The organism is Chromatiaceae bacterium (genome assembly GCA_024235395.1).
Taxonomy (GTDB): domain Bacteria; phylum Pseudomonadota; class Gammaproteobacteria; order Chromatiales; family Chromatiaceae; genus Thiosocius.
On record JACKMK010000004.1, the window covers coordinates 344,515 to 358,840 of the forward strand.

7 protein-coding genes are annotated in these 14,326 nt (G+C 64.8%); 4 read left to right on the forward strand and 3 right to left on the reverse strand.

Translation table 11 applies throughout. The features are described 5' to 3' along the window. Positions 1-52: 52 nt before the first annotated feature. From H6955_20090 to H6955_20100, 3 genes are all read left to right on the forward strand, one after another. Positions 53-1,972, forward strand: a complete 1,920-nt coding sequence (locus tag H6955_20090) for a hypothetical protein (GenBank protein ID MCP5315869.1) — start codon at positions 53-55, stop codon at positions 1,970-1,972. Positions 1,973-2,213: 241 nt separating this feature from the next. Further along, the gene (locus H6955_20095) at positions 2,214-2,669 is read left to right on the forward strand and encodes a type III secretion system chaperone (protein ID MCP5315870.1); all 456 of its coding nucleotides are present in this window, start codon (positions 2,214-2,216) and stop codon (positions 2,667-2,669) included. 28 nt (positions 2,670-2,697) lie between these two features. Beyond that, complete coding sequence (locus H6955_20100; GenBank protein ID MCP5315871.1) at positions 2,698-7,611, forward strand: hypothetical protein; 4,914 nt, start codon at positions 2,698-2,700, stop codon at positions 7,609-7,611. 22 nt (positions 7,612-7,633) lie between these two features. On the opposite strand, the gene H6955_20105 is transcribed toward H6955_20100, so the two are convergent. Further along, positions 7,634-9,802, reverse strand: coding sequence for a SpoIIE family protein phosphatase (locus H6955_20105; protein ID MCP5315872.1), 2,169 nt, complete (start codon positions 9,800-9,802; stop codon positions 7,634-7,636). Between the two features lie 884 nt (positions 9,803-10,686). Continuing rightward, complete coding sequence (locus H6955_20110) at positions 10,687-11,313, reverse strand: MarC family protein (protein ID MCP5315873.1); 627 nt, start codon at positions 11,311-11,313, stop codon at positions 10,687-10,689. A 1,163-nt stretch (positions 11,314-12,476) separates the two neighbouring features. Here H6955_20110 and H6955_20115 point away from each other — a divergent pair. Continuing rightward, on the forward strand, positions 12,477-13,175 hold the full coding sequence (locus H6955_20115; GenBank protein ID MCP5315874.1) for a MarC family protein: 699 nt from the start codon (positions 12,477-12,479) through the stop codon (positions 13,173-13,175). 193 nt (positions 13,176-13,368) lie between these two features. On the opposite strand, the gene H6955_20120 is transcribed toward H6955_20115, so the two are convergent. Next, entirely contained in the window at positions 13,369-14,028 is a 660-nt protein-coding gene (locus tag H6955_20120; GenBank protein MCP5315875.1) for an RsmD family RNA methyltransferase, read from the reverse strand. Between the last annotated feature and the right edge of the window lie 298 nt (positions 14,029-14,326).

Sequence of the window (14,326 nt, forward strand, 5' to 3'; positions counted from 1 at the left end):
ACCGATGACCAACTCAATCGATAACAGCGGACAGGTATCCGGTACGAACGCGGTGCGGCACGCGGAGGTCAGCGGCCAGGAGGCGCCGCATGGCCGGCTCGCCACCGGTAATGCCGAGTTCCAGGTCAGCCAGAGTACGCAGCATCTGGGTCAGGATGGCGACAATGACGCCGGCAGCGCGTTGCTGCACGATCGGGAACCGTCGCCAGAGCCGCGCTTCCGTGCGGACCAGATCCAGTTTAAGAAGGGCAGTACCACGTCCGCAGTCGGGCTGGGTGTAGGGACCGCACTCGGAGCCACGGCGTTCGCCGGCAGCGTCGGCGCCGGCGTTGCTGCGGGCCTGATCGCCGGCGGCGTCATCGGCACAGCCATCCCGATTCCGATCGTCGGCACCGTCGCCGGCATGCTGGTCGGCGCGGCCATCGGCGGCGTGGTGGGCCTGGTCGGAGGCTCGATCGCCGGAGGCGTTGTTTACGACGACCAGTCCACCCGGCGTGCCAACAACTACCTGGACGAGGCTACCCGGCGCCTGCGCTTGCGGGGCCGCGAATTTTCTGGCGACGAAAAGCGCCGCCTGGAATCCATCGATCCGCTGCAATGGAAAAAGCTCCTGAAGATCAAGGACGACCAGATCGTCGGCAAGGACGCCCGCCGGGTGGCCAGGGACATGCTGGTGGAACGCGCGGCCACCGGCGGCCTGGCGGACGCCCAGCACGTCAAGGACCAGCTGCTGCGAGTCGCCGCGATCCGCGATCAGGATGCCTCAACCCCCGGCGACCGTGAGAAGATCCAGCGCGCCGTGATCGATCGCGCGGCCAGGAACGGCATCACCGCCGCGCGGCGCTTCAAGGCCGATCTCACCCAACTCGTGACCGGAATGCGGAATGGCTTCGATGCCTTCAGCGCCGAGGACCTGCTGGACCGGCGTGAGACGGAGGACAACCGCACCCGGATGCTGCCCCTCGACGTGCGCCAAGCCCTGCACGACCCCCAGCAGCGAGCAGTGCTGCTGACTTGGGTGCGGGCATCTCCAGCGGACCATGGTCTCGGCTCGGCGCACGACGCCGACGGCCTCGAGGCCATCATGGACCTGCTTGCCCGCGCACCTCAGATGGAGGACCACGCGTTCGCCGAGGCATTCCGCGTGGTCTACGACGCACACGTCGCATCACTGGATACCGGTCTGAACCTGTCGGACAGCACGCGCGAGCAGTTCAGCCTGGCGGCCAAGAGTGGCGACCGCGCCAGCCGCCTGCGGATGCTGAACACCGCCGTCGACCGTTACGTTCAGACGTTGGGAAACCAGGCACAGAGTTTCTTGGACTGGCACCGCAACAACGCCGTCATGCCGAGCACGCAGGACGCCATAGACCTCCGACTGGCCAGCCACGAAGCCAGTACGCTGGACGACAGCCTGCAGGGTGAGAACGCGCGCAATGCCGCGAGCAACTTCATCCGGAACCACACGGACGCGCTGCTCCTGGACGATTTCTGGACGGCGGAGGTCGCAAGGGGGGTACAGGCGCCCCGCTTCATGGTCGAGCACATCGCCCCCCAACTGGCCCTCGACGTGATCGATCGCGTCAGCCAGGGGCGCAGCTTGACCGCGGAGGACATCACGGCCTTCAACAAGGCCATCGACCCCGACGGCAGTTACGGACAGCCGCCCCCGTTGTCGGAGGATTTGCACGGACGCCCGGTGAACGAGCAGCTTCGACGCACGATGATCGACGCCGTCCGGGGACGCTACACGGACAGGGAGCCGGCCAGTTTCCTGATGTCCGGTCCGCCCAAGATGGACCTGACCCAGCGACAGAAGGACGCGCTCAACCGTGTCTTCGACGACCCGAGCGCAACGGCGGACGCGCGTATCGCGGCCTTCACGGATATGCTCGCCTACCAGCAGGAGAAATCCGGCAAGGATATCATCGCGTCGCTGCGCGGGGCCCTGATCCAGGATGACGGTCGGTGACGGGTCGCAGTGCGCCGAGGTGCTTCCGATGTCCCCGCGAGGCGCCCGTCGGCCCCCGTCGCGTGATCCGCCGGGTCACGTTCGAATCCGCGGTTCCGGCCGCCCGTGATTGCCCGCCGGGACGACGACACCGTGGACCGACGACACGGCGGCAGTTCGTGCAGTCCGACGACCCCATCGACCGACCGGCGCGCGCGGCCGCCGGCGGGTCAGGCTCTATCGACCAGGAGTGACCGAACGCATGACAAACGCGGAAATTATCCAACAGGGCCTCGCCCTTCTTGGCGAGGACCTCGGTCAGCCGTTGTCCCTCGACGAGGGAGGAGTCTGCGCCCTGGAGTTCAACGAGGGCCTCGCCTGCACCATCGAACTGGGCGACGCCGACGGCTCCCTGTTCATCCACGGGCAATTGCTCACTGCCCCGGCCGAAGGACGCGAGGCCTTGTTTCGCAGGGCGCTGACGCTGAACCTCTACGGTCTGCAGACCGGCGGCGGCGCGGTCGCCTACGACCCGGACGCAGATGCGCTGCTCCTCTGTCACCGCTTTCCCGCCGAACTGCTGGGGCCGGAACAGGTCAGTAACCTGATCGGCGACTTCGTCCTGCGCCTGGATGCGCTGCGCGCACGACTCCGCGACCAGCACCCCGACGCCGAGGCGATGGTCCCGCACGGCTTTGCACCGGGCCAGTTGGCTTGATCCGTCACGACTGGAGGCAGCGACTCAGATGACTATCAGCGGCTCTCTCTGGAACCAAGGTTCCCGCGTCACCGACACCAGCAGCAGGCAGGTCGCCGACACCACCGTCACCCGCTCCAGGGTGCGCTACGGCCGCGACGGACAACCCCTGACCTGGCAGGGCAAGCTGTGGGACAAGGGGCTCAAGTTAGTCGGCCGGCGTCCCTCCGCCCCCAAGGCCGGAGATTTGGCCAAGGACTCCGCGGGCAACATCACGGCGCTGGGGCGCAAGGACCGCTCTCCGCTCGATACGCGGCGCCTCGCCGCGCTACAGGCGCGCCCGGTCCCACGTCACCAACCGGGTCCCGCAAACGCGCATCATGCCCAGGGTGCACATCCGGCCCACCCCAACCCCCCGGCGCAGCCGATCGACGTGCGCCAGGCGGTGAACACTCTGGGTGACCGGGTGCAGAGACTGGTCCAGGGGGAGGATGCCGAGGCGCTCGCCAGTGCCCATGCCCGAGCCAGCAGCGCGCGCGTGGCACTGGATGCGCGAGGCTGGACGGAGCGCATCGGCATCGCCCTGGGCAAGCGGTTGTTCGGCATCAAAGACCCAGTACTGGATCGTCTCACCAGTGCACAGGCCGTGGTCCGCAATGCCCAGGAGCAGGTCAGCCTGGATCTGGATGCCGCACTCGACCGGCTCGAACAGGTGGCGCGGGCCGTGGGCGACGACAGAGGGCTCGCGGATGCCGAGCGCCAGGTGCTCAACGACCGTCTCGACGGGCAGCGCCGCCGGCTGCTGACGCTGGCGATCACCAGCCGGTTGCCGGAGCTGGCGGATCTGGATCCGGCGGCCGGCGCCCAAATGAGCGCTGACGAAATTGATCGGGAGCGCCGGGATGTCGACGACCTCCGCGGGCAACTGCGGGAGCTCGGCAACAACCCGAACCATGTCCTGCGCGGCAGGCTGGAACAGACCCTGGCGCAACATCAGACCCGGCTCAGCAATGCGCGCCTGGCGCACGTCGTCTCCGAACTCGACCGGCTGGAACGGGAACAGTCCGGAGACCCGGGGTACCGTGCCCTGCGCGGCCGCCTGCTCGACCAGCTCAGTTCTCACGGCAATACCCGCGACTGGGCCGCGGCCATCGGCGTAAGCGGCGCCGGCAGCATCGCCGCCACCCGTTTCAAGGCGATCGACAGCCTGGGCAGCCTGGCAGGGGGGCTGGTGGACGGCAGCCTGGTCGATTTCCAGCTCGCCGGCGATCGCGCCTTCGACGACCTCGCCCTACGGCTCAAGTTGGGCGCCTCGGACCGCGCTGCCCCCGGCGACGAGTCGCAGGGCGACGCCGCTCACCGCCGCCTGCTGGTCAACGCGCAACACGATCTCCGCAACGCACAGCGCGACCTGGCCACCAATCTCAGGGTTAAGGTCAGCGACCGCGCGCTGCTGAAGCAGCTACCCGGGGCCGCCGGTGAAGTGCCGTTCGACGAGGTACTGTGGGGACCGGATTCGACTTCGGCAATGCCGCAGAAAGACGAAGTGTTTCGGGTCTTCTCCGGTGCCGGCACCGGCGACGTGCGTATGGATGCCAGGCTGTTCGCGGCGCTGCGCGCGGCCCAGGGCAGTGACGGCACGGCCCTTGACCGCGACTGCGACCTGCTGATGGCACGGGTGCGCCATCTGCAGGACGAGGTGGATCGCCTGTCGCGCGGCCCGGACCAGGACAACCCGCTGCCCCGCGCCCTGAGTCCCCGCACCCAAGCCGAGCGCCGCCTCGCCCTGGAACTGGCGGATGGCGTCGAACGATTGAACCGTGAGGACCGCCAGATCCACGACCGCGTCGAAGGCCTCATCGACACCAGGAATGGCGACTTGCGCGATCGAATCAACGCACAACGCCAGGTGGTTCGGGGCATGGAGCAGAATCTCCCGAGGCGGAATCTCACTGTCGGTAATGCACAAAATGAGAACGAACTGAAGATTGCCTACCGGATGGACTCCGCACGCTCGACCCTTCGGCTGCTGGAGACCCACGACGCGCACCTGCAGGGGCAGATCGATCAGAGCGAGGCCCGACTGCAACAGATCCGGCAGGAGCGCAATGGTCTCCAGTCCAGGCTGCGCGCGGACGACTTCAACCTGCGCACCCGTCCCGCACTGAAGAACGCCCAGGCCAACGATCGACTCGCCAACAACGCCCCGGCCAACGATCGACTCGCCAACCTGGAGCTGCAGATTCTCGACGAACGCGAACGCTTGGACGCCGCCCGTCAGGAATTCGGAGACCTCGCCGACCATGGCGTGGACAAGGAGCAGGCCCAGGCGCTGTTTGCGGAGAAGGGGGCGCTTCCGGGCGGCCGCCTGCGCGACGGCGAGGTCGCGCAGATCCGAAGTGCCCTCTCGCCTGCCGGCGATGGAAGGCTCTCCGATGCCCAGCGTGACCAGGTGCTCGCAAGCCTGGACAACCTGGCCGGCAGGGGTTTCGCGTCCAGCAAGGATGTCCTGGCCGGTGCCGGGACCCTGGCCGCCGTCACCAAGGCGGTGTTCAACCGCAGCAGCACGCTGGCATCCGAGGAGATGGAGGCGCAGCGCGACTTCTCCCCGGAGATTCGGTCACAGAGCTATTGCCAATCCGTACTGCAGACGCTGGTGGAGGATAACGGCAACCTGGCGCTGAAGACCGACGATCCCGCCGTCGCATTGGCGGCGAACCGGCGTTTTGCCCATCTTCGGGTGGACGCCCCGGACCGCCCTGGCATACCGGTCCGCGGCGACGGCGAGTCGCCCCGCGACTTGGCCATGGATCTGGCCGGGAGCATCGCCGAAAACGAGGCGGACATCACCGCGGCGGTCTCACGTTACGCGCGACTCGGCGCCCAGGCCGCCGCTCATGACCGTGCAGCCGCGCGCGACCATTACACCCGACCCACTGCCGCCGCCTCGTCGCGCCAGCGGGCGCTGCAGGCGCGCAGCGCGATGAAGGAGGTCGAACGCACCATCAACGACCTGCAAGGAACACGGCGGCAGCAACTCCGACAGTACACCGAGACCCTGGACCAACTGTTCGCGGACAAGACGTGGGCTGCTGACCCCGCAGGCGACGTCGACCCCAGTCCCGGTTCCGCAAGCCACCGGCTGCTCACCGCCGCCATCCGCGCAGCGGTGTTGGCCGAGCGGCCCCGGGGCATGCCACTGCATCTCTACGACCCCACGTCCCGAATGGACGCGATCGAACAGCGTCTCGTCGCCTGGGGCCTCGACCTGGCACTGGTGCGGCCGCTGGTCACCGACGTGATCTCCAGCAGCCTCGACCGGGCCGAGATGCATCGATGGGAGGGCGAGTTCGCCGACCTGGATACCTCGCTCGGCAGCGGCCGTGGGCCGGACGCGCAGGGCAAGGACGCGCACCGGCTGCGGATCGACCGCCAGGTCCGCCACCTGGCGGCCGTCAGCGAGGAACTCACACCCGGGTCCAAGGCGCGCGTCAATTTCGGCCGGGGCTGGCAGTTCACCGGTAAGGCGGGCTTCGATATCGTCAAGTTTGGCGCCGAGGCCGAGGTCAGCGGCGGCCGCAGCAGCCATGACGAACTGACGATCGGCCGCCAGCCGGGCGGCTACGACCTCTACCTGAAAGCCGGCAACAAATCCAACCTGTCCGCCGCCCTGCAGGTGACGTTCGTCAAGCTACTGAAAGCTAACCTCGAGGGCAAGTACAAGGGCTACCGCATCAGCGGCCTGCAGCTGCAGTTCGACAACACAGACCAGAACGGCAGCCCGGGCCTCGCCCGTATGCAGAAGGTATTGGCCCGAATGGCCGAGGGAGACGGGCTCAGTATCGACGAGTGGAACGGCTTGGCAGACAAGGTCAAGCTGGTGCTCGAACACGGCAACGAGGAGGAACTCGAGGCATCCGTCACGCTCGGAAAGCACTGGGACACCCCGGGTGCCTGGACCAGGGACAAGGCGACCGTGTCGGCGGCGGCGAAACTGGGTTTTGCCCTCGGTGGACGCCGCGAGTACAAGGAATGGATCACCGTGGACGACAAGACGCGCAGCGAGCGCAGCGAACTGGAATACGCGATGTCCGCCGACATCTCCGGTTCCCTGGGCGTCACCGCCGCCCCGGGCAAGGAGGCGATGGAGGCGTACGAAAAGGACACCAGCGGACACTTCGGCGGCGACGGCGCGCTGTCCGGAGACGCCGCGGCCGGTTCGGGCCTCGGAGTGACCGAGAGCGGCACGCTGCGGGGTGCCATCGTCGGTGGCGGCGTCGAAGGAGAACGCGCCCTGGCGTTCGGTTCAACGGTGGTGCGCGACCGCGTGGACGACAGCTACGGTGCGGACTGCGAGTACGAGATCAAGGCGCCCTTCCCCGCCGATCTGGGCAGGGAGCCTGCAAAGAAGATCGCAGCAGCGGAGAACTACCTGAATCATCTCGCCGACGTGACCGGCAACGGCAGCGACTTTCGCGCGGCCTTTCAGCAGGCTCAGATCCGCGCACAGATCGGGCAACAGGCGTTGCAGGCATCCGGGTCGGACATGGTCAAGCTGACCATGTCCATCAGACCCGATGCCCTGGCGAGGGCCAACGCCAGACTCGCCGAGGCCCGGCAACTGGAAGACACCACCAAGGGCAGCGTCACCCAGGACCGACGCAACCACGCGCAGCGCCTGCGCGACGAGGCCGACGCCATCGTGAGGGACAAGAAGAACTACCAGCCCCACTCCCTGGTCATACTGCCGACCCAGACCTCGCAGGTCAGCCACAGCCGGCCGTGGATTCCGGGAGACAACACCGCATCGAAAGTGGCCAGTATCGGCATCGCGATGATCCAGCCATCCGTGGAATTCGACGCCGTCGGCATCGATGTCGGCGCGAAGCTGGCCACCACCAAGACCGCAAGCAGCAAATTGGAGCTCGGCACCACGATCCACCTCCAGCCGGGACACCATTGACCGGTCGGCCTGCGGCATGACCTCAGGGTTCGCGCCGCAGGCACAGCAGGGTCAGATCGTCGGACTGCGGCGCAGTGGCCGCAAAGCGGTGCACCGCATCCGTTATTGACTGCGCCACCTCGGCGGCCGTCGACCCCACGTCGGTTACAAGGGCCTCGCGCAACCGCTCGACGCCGAACGTCCGGTTGCCGGCATCCATCGCCTCGGTAACCCCGTCCGTGTAAACGACCAAGGTGTCCCCCGGGGCAATACTCATCTCCGCCGCCGCGAAATCGAGACCCTCCACCACGCCCAAGGCGACGTTCCCGGACGCCGGCGCCGCAACCAGCGAGCCGTCCGCGCGCAATACGAGCGGGGCGTCGTGTCCTGCATTGACGAATGCCAGGCGCCCGTCGCCGCGGTGGTAGACCGCCAACAGCAAGGTCACGAACATCGACATGCGGTTGCCACGGCACAGTTCATCATTGACCCTGCGCGCAACCACTGCCAGGTCGTGCTCCGCCTCGGCAACCACGCGCAGCAAGGTGATGGTCCGCGCCATGAACAACGCGGCCGGGACACCCTTGTCCGATACGTCGCCGACGGCGAGGAACAGGCGCTCCGGATCCAGCGGGATCACGTCGTATAGATCACCGCTGACCGACCGCGCGGCGACCAGGCTGGCATGCAACTGGACTCCGTATGCAACGCCGACGCCGACAGGTATCTCCGGCAGCATCGCCTCCTGAATCCGCCGTGCGGTGGCCAGAGTCTCCAGCATCCGGTACTTCTGGATGTTGCCGGCCGAGGCCGCGACGTTGCCGGCGAACACGCCGAGCAGGTCGCACTCGATATCGTCCAGTGGACCGTCCGCATGCACCAGTGCGAGATTGGCGGGCATGTCCTCGTTGGGAAAATACAGCGCCGCCCGAGACCGCTCGAAGACACAGCGACGCCCTTCGGCTGCGCGGCGCAACAGCTCGCCGTCCGCAGCCGTGTCTGCGCCATTGCGGGTATCCGGGCCGACGAGATTGGATACGTCGAACTCGGCTGCCGGGGAACTATAGCGAAACAGGAGGATCTCGTTCCGGCCCGGCAATATGTCCTTGATGCGCCGTTCCAGTTCATCGCGAAATCCCGCCGGCGCATCCGGGTCGAGCAGGTTGCCTGCCTGCTCCAGCAGATTTTCCAGGCCGCGCTGCGCCCGCTTGCGCTTGGAAATGTTGTAGCGCAGCGACCCCGCATAGGCGGCGAGCAGCACGAATGCTGCGACCGCCGGCCACAGGTAGTGGCGGTAGCGGTAATAAAAGGTATCCGGCTCGTTGATGATGCGGCTGCCCTCCGGCAGGTCTCCCGGAGAGATGCCGAAGCGCTGCAACTGGCGGAAGTCGAAACCATTCACGTGCGGGCTTTCGCGGACTACCGGGATGGTGCCGGCTTCTTCTCCTTGCAGGATGCGCAGCCCCAGACGCGCGGCCATCCGGCCTTGCTCGGTGGCGCTCTTCAAGTGGCCGCCGACGATTCCGAAGCCCAGCAGATGTTCCGCCATCGCATAGATGGGAGCCGAGGTCGCCCGCGCGAGCGTCGGCAGCAGCTCCCGGTCGGCGTAACGAGTCCCGGTCCCGTCCCGCTCGAAGGACAGGTACAGCACGGGGTCGTCTCTGCGCAGTGCGGCCAGCGCTGCCGTCAGTTCCTGCGCACTGCCCGCGGGCAGGCGCACCAGGTCGAGGCCCGAATCACCGCTGCCCGCCGCCTCGGTGAGCGCCGTCCAGAGGTGCTCGCGCTGGGTACCCAGCACCACGTGCAACCGTTGCGCGTCGGGATGCAGGGCCCGAATCAGGGACAAGGTACCTTCGAAGTCCGTCCGCTCCCCGATGCCGGTTGCATTGTCCATTCGCGAGAGCAAACCGGCGGACAGCCCCTCGATTCCGGAGAACACCACCGGCACACCTGGCAGGAGATCGTCGCGGTAACGCAGGACCGTCTGCAGCGCCAGGTCGTCGGTCGCGATGATCAGTGCAATGGGGCGGCCGGCGAACTTCAGATTGAAGATGCCGTTCACGACTGCATCGCGCAGCACCGGGTCCAGTCGCAGGCTATCCATGTACTCGATACGCAGTTCCAGGTTTTCCTCCCCGGAGAACTCCTCTTCGATACCGTCCACCACGCGGTCGGTCCAGTCGTACCCTTTGTGATAGGAGTTCAGCACCATGACCTCACGGGACTGACCATCGTTCGTCCCCTTCCCCGCATCAGACGAGAACGTCGGCCCGACGGAGCCGCAGGCAAGCACGCAGAACAACAGGGCGGCCGTCGAGCTTGACCGCTCGGTGGCCAGACGATTTCTCGGTCGGCGAACACAGGAGGCATCAACCCTTGCGCTGGACACGGATTGCACAGGTCCAACCGCCTGTGCGCGGGCGTCGACAGCCGCCCGAAGATGTCGCATCCGGGCGAGGAGGGTCGAGGCGGGCTCCGCAGGCCGGCAGTCCCCTCTGCCCATCCTCATCACGGCACCTCGCGGTGCAAGGCACCGGCCCCGTCGAGCGCGTTGCGATACCCCACCGCCACCGGGTTGCGAGCAGTCCCGTACCCATTCAGAAGCGCCCATCCGTGCCCCGTGTCTTTCGGTTCGAGGGCCAATGCCAGCAGTCTCCGCAAAGATACGGATCGCGACGCAAGCCTCCGCGCAGGGGCACCTCGAATCCGTTTGGTTCCAATAGCGAACCGACGATTCCTTCGCGCGCCCTCGCGCTGCCACGTCCCGGCGCCCGTTGTACCGATAGGTATGTCAAAGAGTCTGCGCCTTTCGCCCATCGCGTTTCTCCTGAGCGCCCACTTCGGCCGGATCGCAATCGCCGAATAGACAACAGGCAGGCAATGCGGTGTCCATAAGACCTGGCTGACCCGATGGATCCTGCGTCGCGAAACCAAGCGTCATCCAAACGGCTCAATGGCGTGGCACCGACATCATGCGGGAAACCGCACAACCGGCACGACGGTCGACCTCGCCAAACCAAGGAAATTCACACCACGTTTCGCCCGCAAGACTCGGCTGGGACATGTGCGCCAAGCAAAGCGCGCCTTTCGGAGCAATTATAGTTTTGTCGTGCGAAGCAGAGCGATTATCGCCTCGATCACGTTCTGCACGGCGACCGCCGCCAGGATGATTCCCATGACCCGGCTCACGACGGCGGCACCGGTAACCTTGATCACCTTCAAAATCGGTCCGGCAGCAAGCATGAGCAGCAACGAACACAGGATGACCAACAGCATCAGCCCGGCAGTGACGGCCTGTTCCGGCATACTGAACCGGTTGTTGTCGGTCAACAACACAACCGCAAGCATCGCCCCCGGACCCGCCAGCGACGGCACGGCGATCGGAAACACCGCCGGCGTGCCCTCTTTCAACGCGGTTTTTGCGTCTTTGATCTCCGCCTGCATCTTCGACTCGCCAAAGATCATCGTGAGTGCAAACAGAAAAAGCACCAATCCGCCGGAAACCTGAAATGCGACGAGGGAGATGCCCAAGGCATCGATCAAGAACTGACCCAGGACCAGGAAAAACATCAGCACGCCGGCCGCGGCCAAGGTCGCATGAAAGGCAACCAAGGAACGCTCGCGTGGTTCAAATCCCGCAGTCGCCGCAACGTATACGGGTATGGTCCCGATTGGATCAATGACGACCCATAGGGTGACGAACTGTTCAATGAGAGTTTCCATTACGCAATGGTCTCATCATGGTGGTTCAGTGTGGGTACAGCTTCGGGCCCGAAATCGGGCTGTCATGCGCGTCTACTCTCCTGCTATCCGTTGCATCGGTCGGACACTGTGGGAACGAGCGCTGATCAGCCAATACCACCTGGCCGCTATCCACACTGCGGCGAACGTAGTGCGTGGGTCACTCATGCCACTTAGAGTCCGCCACTGGTATGGGTCTCAATCGCCGCCACCACGCCCGCCCATCGGGCCTGACGAGCGGAAACGAACAGGCAGGCGAAATCAATTGCCCGAACTCAAAAAAAACGTCTGCAACGCATGTTGCCGGATACAGTTGAATTCAAAGCCCGTGCTGGATTGTCGACATCTCTACGCTTGCGGTGAGGGTGCGGTTGGCGGCCGCTGCGTAACCAGGCCGCCAGCAATAGTTTTTACTATGCCCGCCATCCCTCGGGAGATATCCACTAATCGTTCATCGACGACGCGCATCGGCAATTCGGCAGTAGCCCACGCATGCCGCGCCGCGTGACCCTCCGCATCAAAGATGCCTATCAGCCGCAACCGAGATCTTCCGCATTCACTATCGCGAACAATCCCCGATTATTGCTTTGGTCGCCACCGTGCCAGGCAATCACTACGGGCACTACGACTGCGACTCCTCGCGTCGCACCTGCGGCGAACATCGATCCCCAGCACAGATCAACACGCCAACGTGAGTACTCGTTGACGTTTTCTCCGTACGCGCGCAACCATCGGAGCAACCCAAGCTTGCAAGCAAACGATCGCTGCATACGCTTACCGATACCACACAGTGGTGATCCATCCGTTTTTTAGGCACGCCGAGCCACTGAATTTGCAGCGCATCAGCAAATTCTAACGAACCGGATCCTTCGCAATCGATCCTCCAACGGACGGCAAGCTGTTGTCACTCTTGCGCTCACTTCCACGACAAGAGGCGATGCGCGCTACCCTGAAATAATGGGTCGCGAGTGCGTAGGCGCGACACGGGGGTAGATTTCCTCCAGGTGATGCCGGATCATCGACCATGGGCCGCGGTTGCAACTTGGCGAACTGACCAACGATGCCCTGCAGCACGTTACTTGTCGGCAAGCGGCAATCCCGCAGCGATTGGCCACGACCCGAGTCTCTTCGGAGTACACACCACCATGCATGAACCCAGCGTGCATTTCTTGACGGTTTTCGTGGCTTTCTTCGCGGTCATGAACCCGATCGCCAACGCGCCTTTGTTTCTGGGGTTGACCAACGAACTCGACAGTATCGCCCGCCGCAGCATCGCCTCGCGTGCGGTGGTATTCGCCTTCATTATTGTTTCGATTTTCGCGGTCGGCGGTCGCTATGTGTTCGATCTCTTTGGCATCACCCTGCCCGCATTCCGCATCGCCGGTGGAATTCTCGTTGGACTGGTGGGCTACCACATGTTGCAGGGACAGCATTCGAGCGTTCACGCGCCGACAGAGGACGACAACGCCGCGAGCCGCGACGCCGTCCTGGGCCTCGCGATCACGCCACTCGCGCTACCGATCCTCGCAGGACCGGGCACGATCGCCACCGCGATGAGCTTTGCCGCCGAGACGTCGCTGTCAGCGATGACCCGGGTGATCGCCGCTTTCGCCGCCATTTGCGCCTTGACCTGGGCCGCCTTCGTTGGCGGCGAGACGCTGGTCCGTTTCCTTGGTCAAAATGCCATCAAGGTCGTCAGTCGCCTGATGGGCCTGATCCTTGCTGTCGTGGGCGTGCAAATGTTGATCACTGGCGTGCAGGGGATCGGCCCGGCGAGTCAAGCGCCGGGGAGCATCGCGACCGCCAGCCACAATGCGGTTGGGATTGAGACACAGGGCAAATAAACGACCGGCAACGCCTCCTGGTCTGCCAGGTCGAGCAGTTGACCATTGCGGTATCCCGAAGCGTCGCGCTTTCATAGATTTGGGCGGCCTTCGCTGTCCGACACGGAGGATCGCAGAAAACCTGCCGCAGAGCCGGTGGGACCGCCGCTGGCGCGCGAATACGTGATGCGACGAGATCGGGGACGCCTGCGCATCAATCCGATACTCGATACCTTGCCGCATCGATGTAAAGCGTCATGAACAATTCGCGTCCCCACGCATGGCTCATCCGGACGGCAAAATCGCTTCCATACGCCTTCATCTCGTCTAATCCAAAGTTTGTCGGAACGGTCATCGCCACGAGGTCGGCGATCGGAAGGCTGGCCTGCAGAATCGATGCCCCGTCTGGTACGAAATCACCCAGCCTGAACACATCTTTCCTGAAGTACTCCGGCCCGCCCCAAGGCGGGTCGATGTAAATGGAGGTCACCCGTCCGTGGTGGCGCGCATACTCCAGGAAATTCGCCTCGACAAAGGTGATGTTATGTTCGCACCGATAGATCTTCGCGTTCTCCATTGCCATTCTGAGACGTTCCGCGTCGATATCGACCGCGATGACCTTCTTTCCAAGTCTTGCGAGCGCAATGGCGACTCCTCCGACCCCGCAGAACGCGTCAATCACTTCGCATCCCGGCAACCTGGCCGCAATATCGGCGGCATGGATTTCCGGCTTCGTCGAGAACAGCGCTGTCTCGTCGACCTGTATGCCGTCATCAAACCGAGAGAACAGGTCGTACCTCCGTTCCCAATACTTTTGCAGCGCAGGACCGAAGGGGCAATCGTCGTTCGATGTTCTCGGTGTAAGGCGCTTCACGATGCACCTCGCATAGGAACGGGACGACCAAGATATCCTACGGCACGGTCTGCGTCGGGGAGGCGGTACGGTCGATGCAGGCGACCGGCCGGTTCACCGTCCGCCGAAATGCACCGGCATCGTCCACGTGGCCGATTGATGACGCCGAGGCCCGCACGACGGTTGTACACGGCGATGCCATCGGAATCCATGTTACAAAGCCGCCTCGTTAGGGCGCCCAACAGGCCGTTGAAACTGGCCACCGATTTCCGCGAAGCCTGGCACCCTCGTTCGGGTCCTCACAGAAGCGCATGCGTAT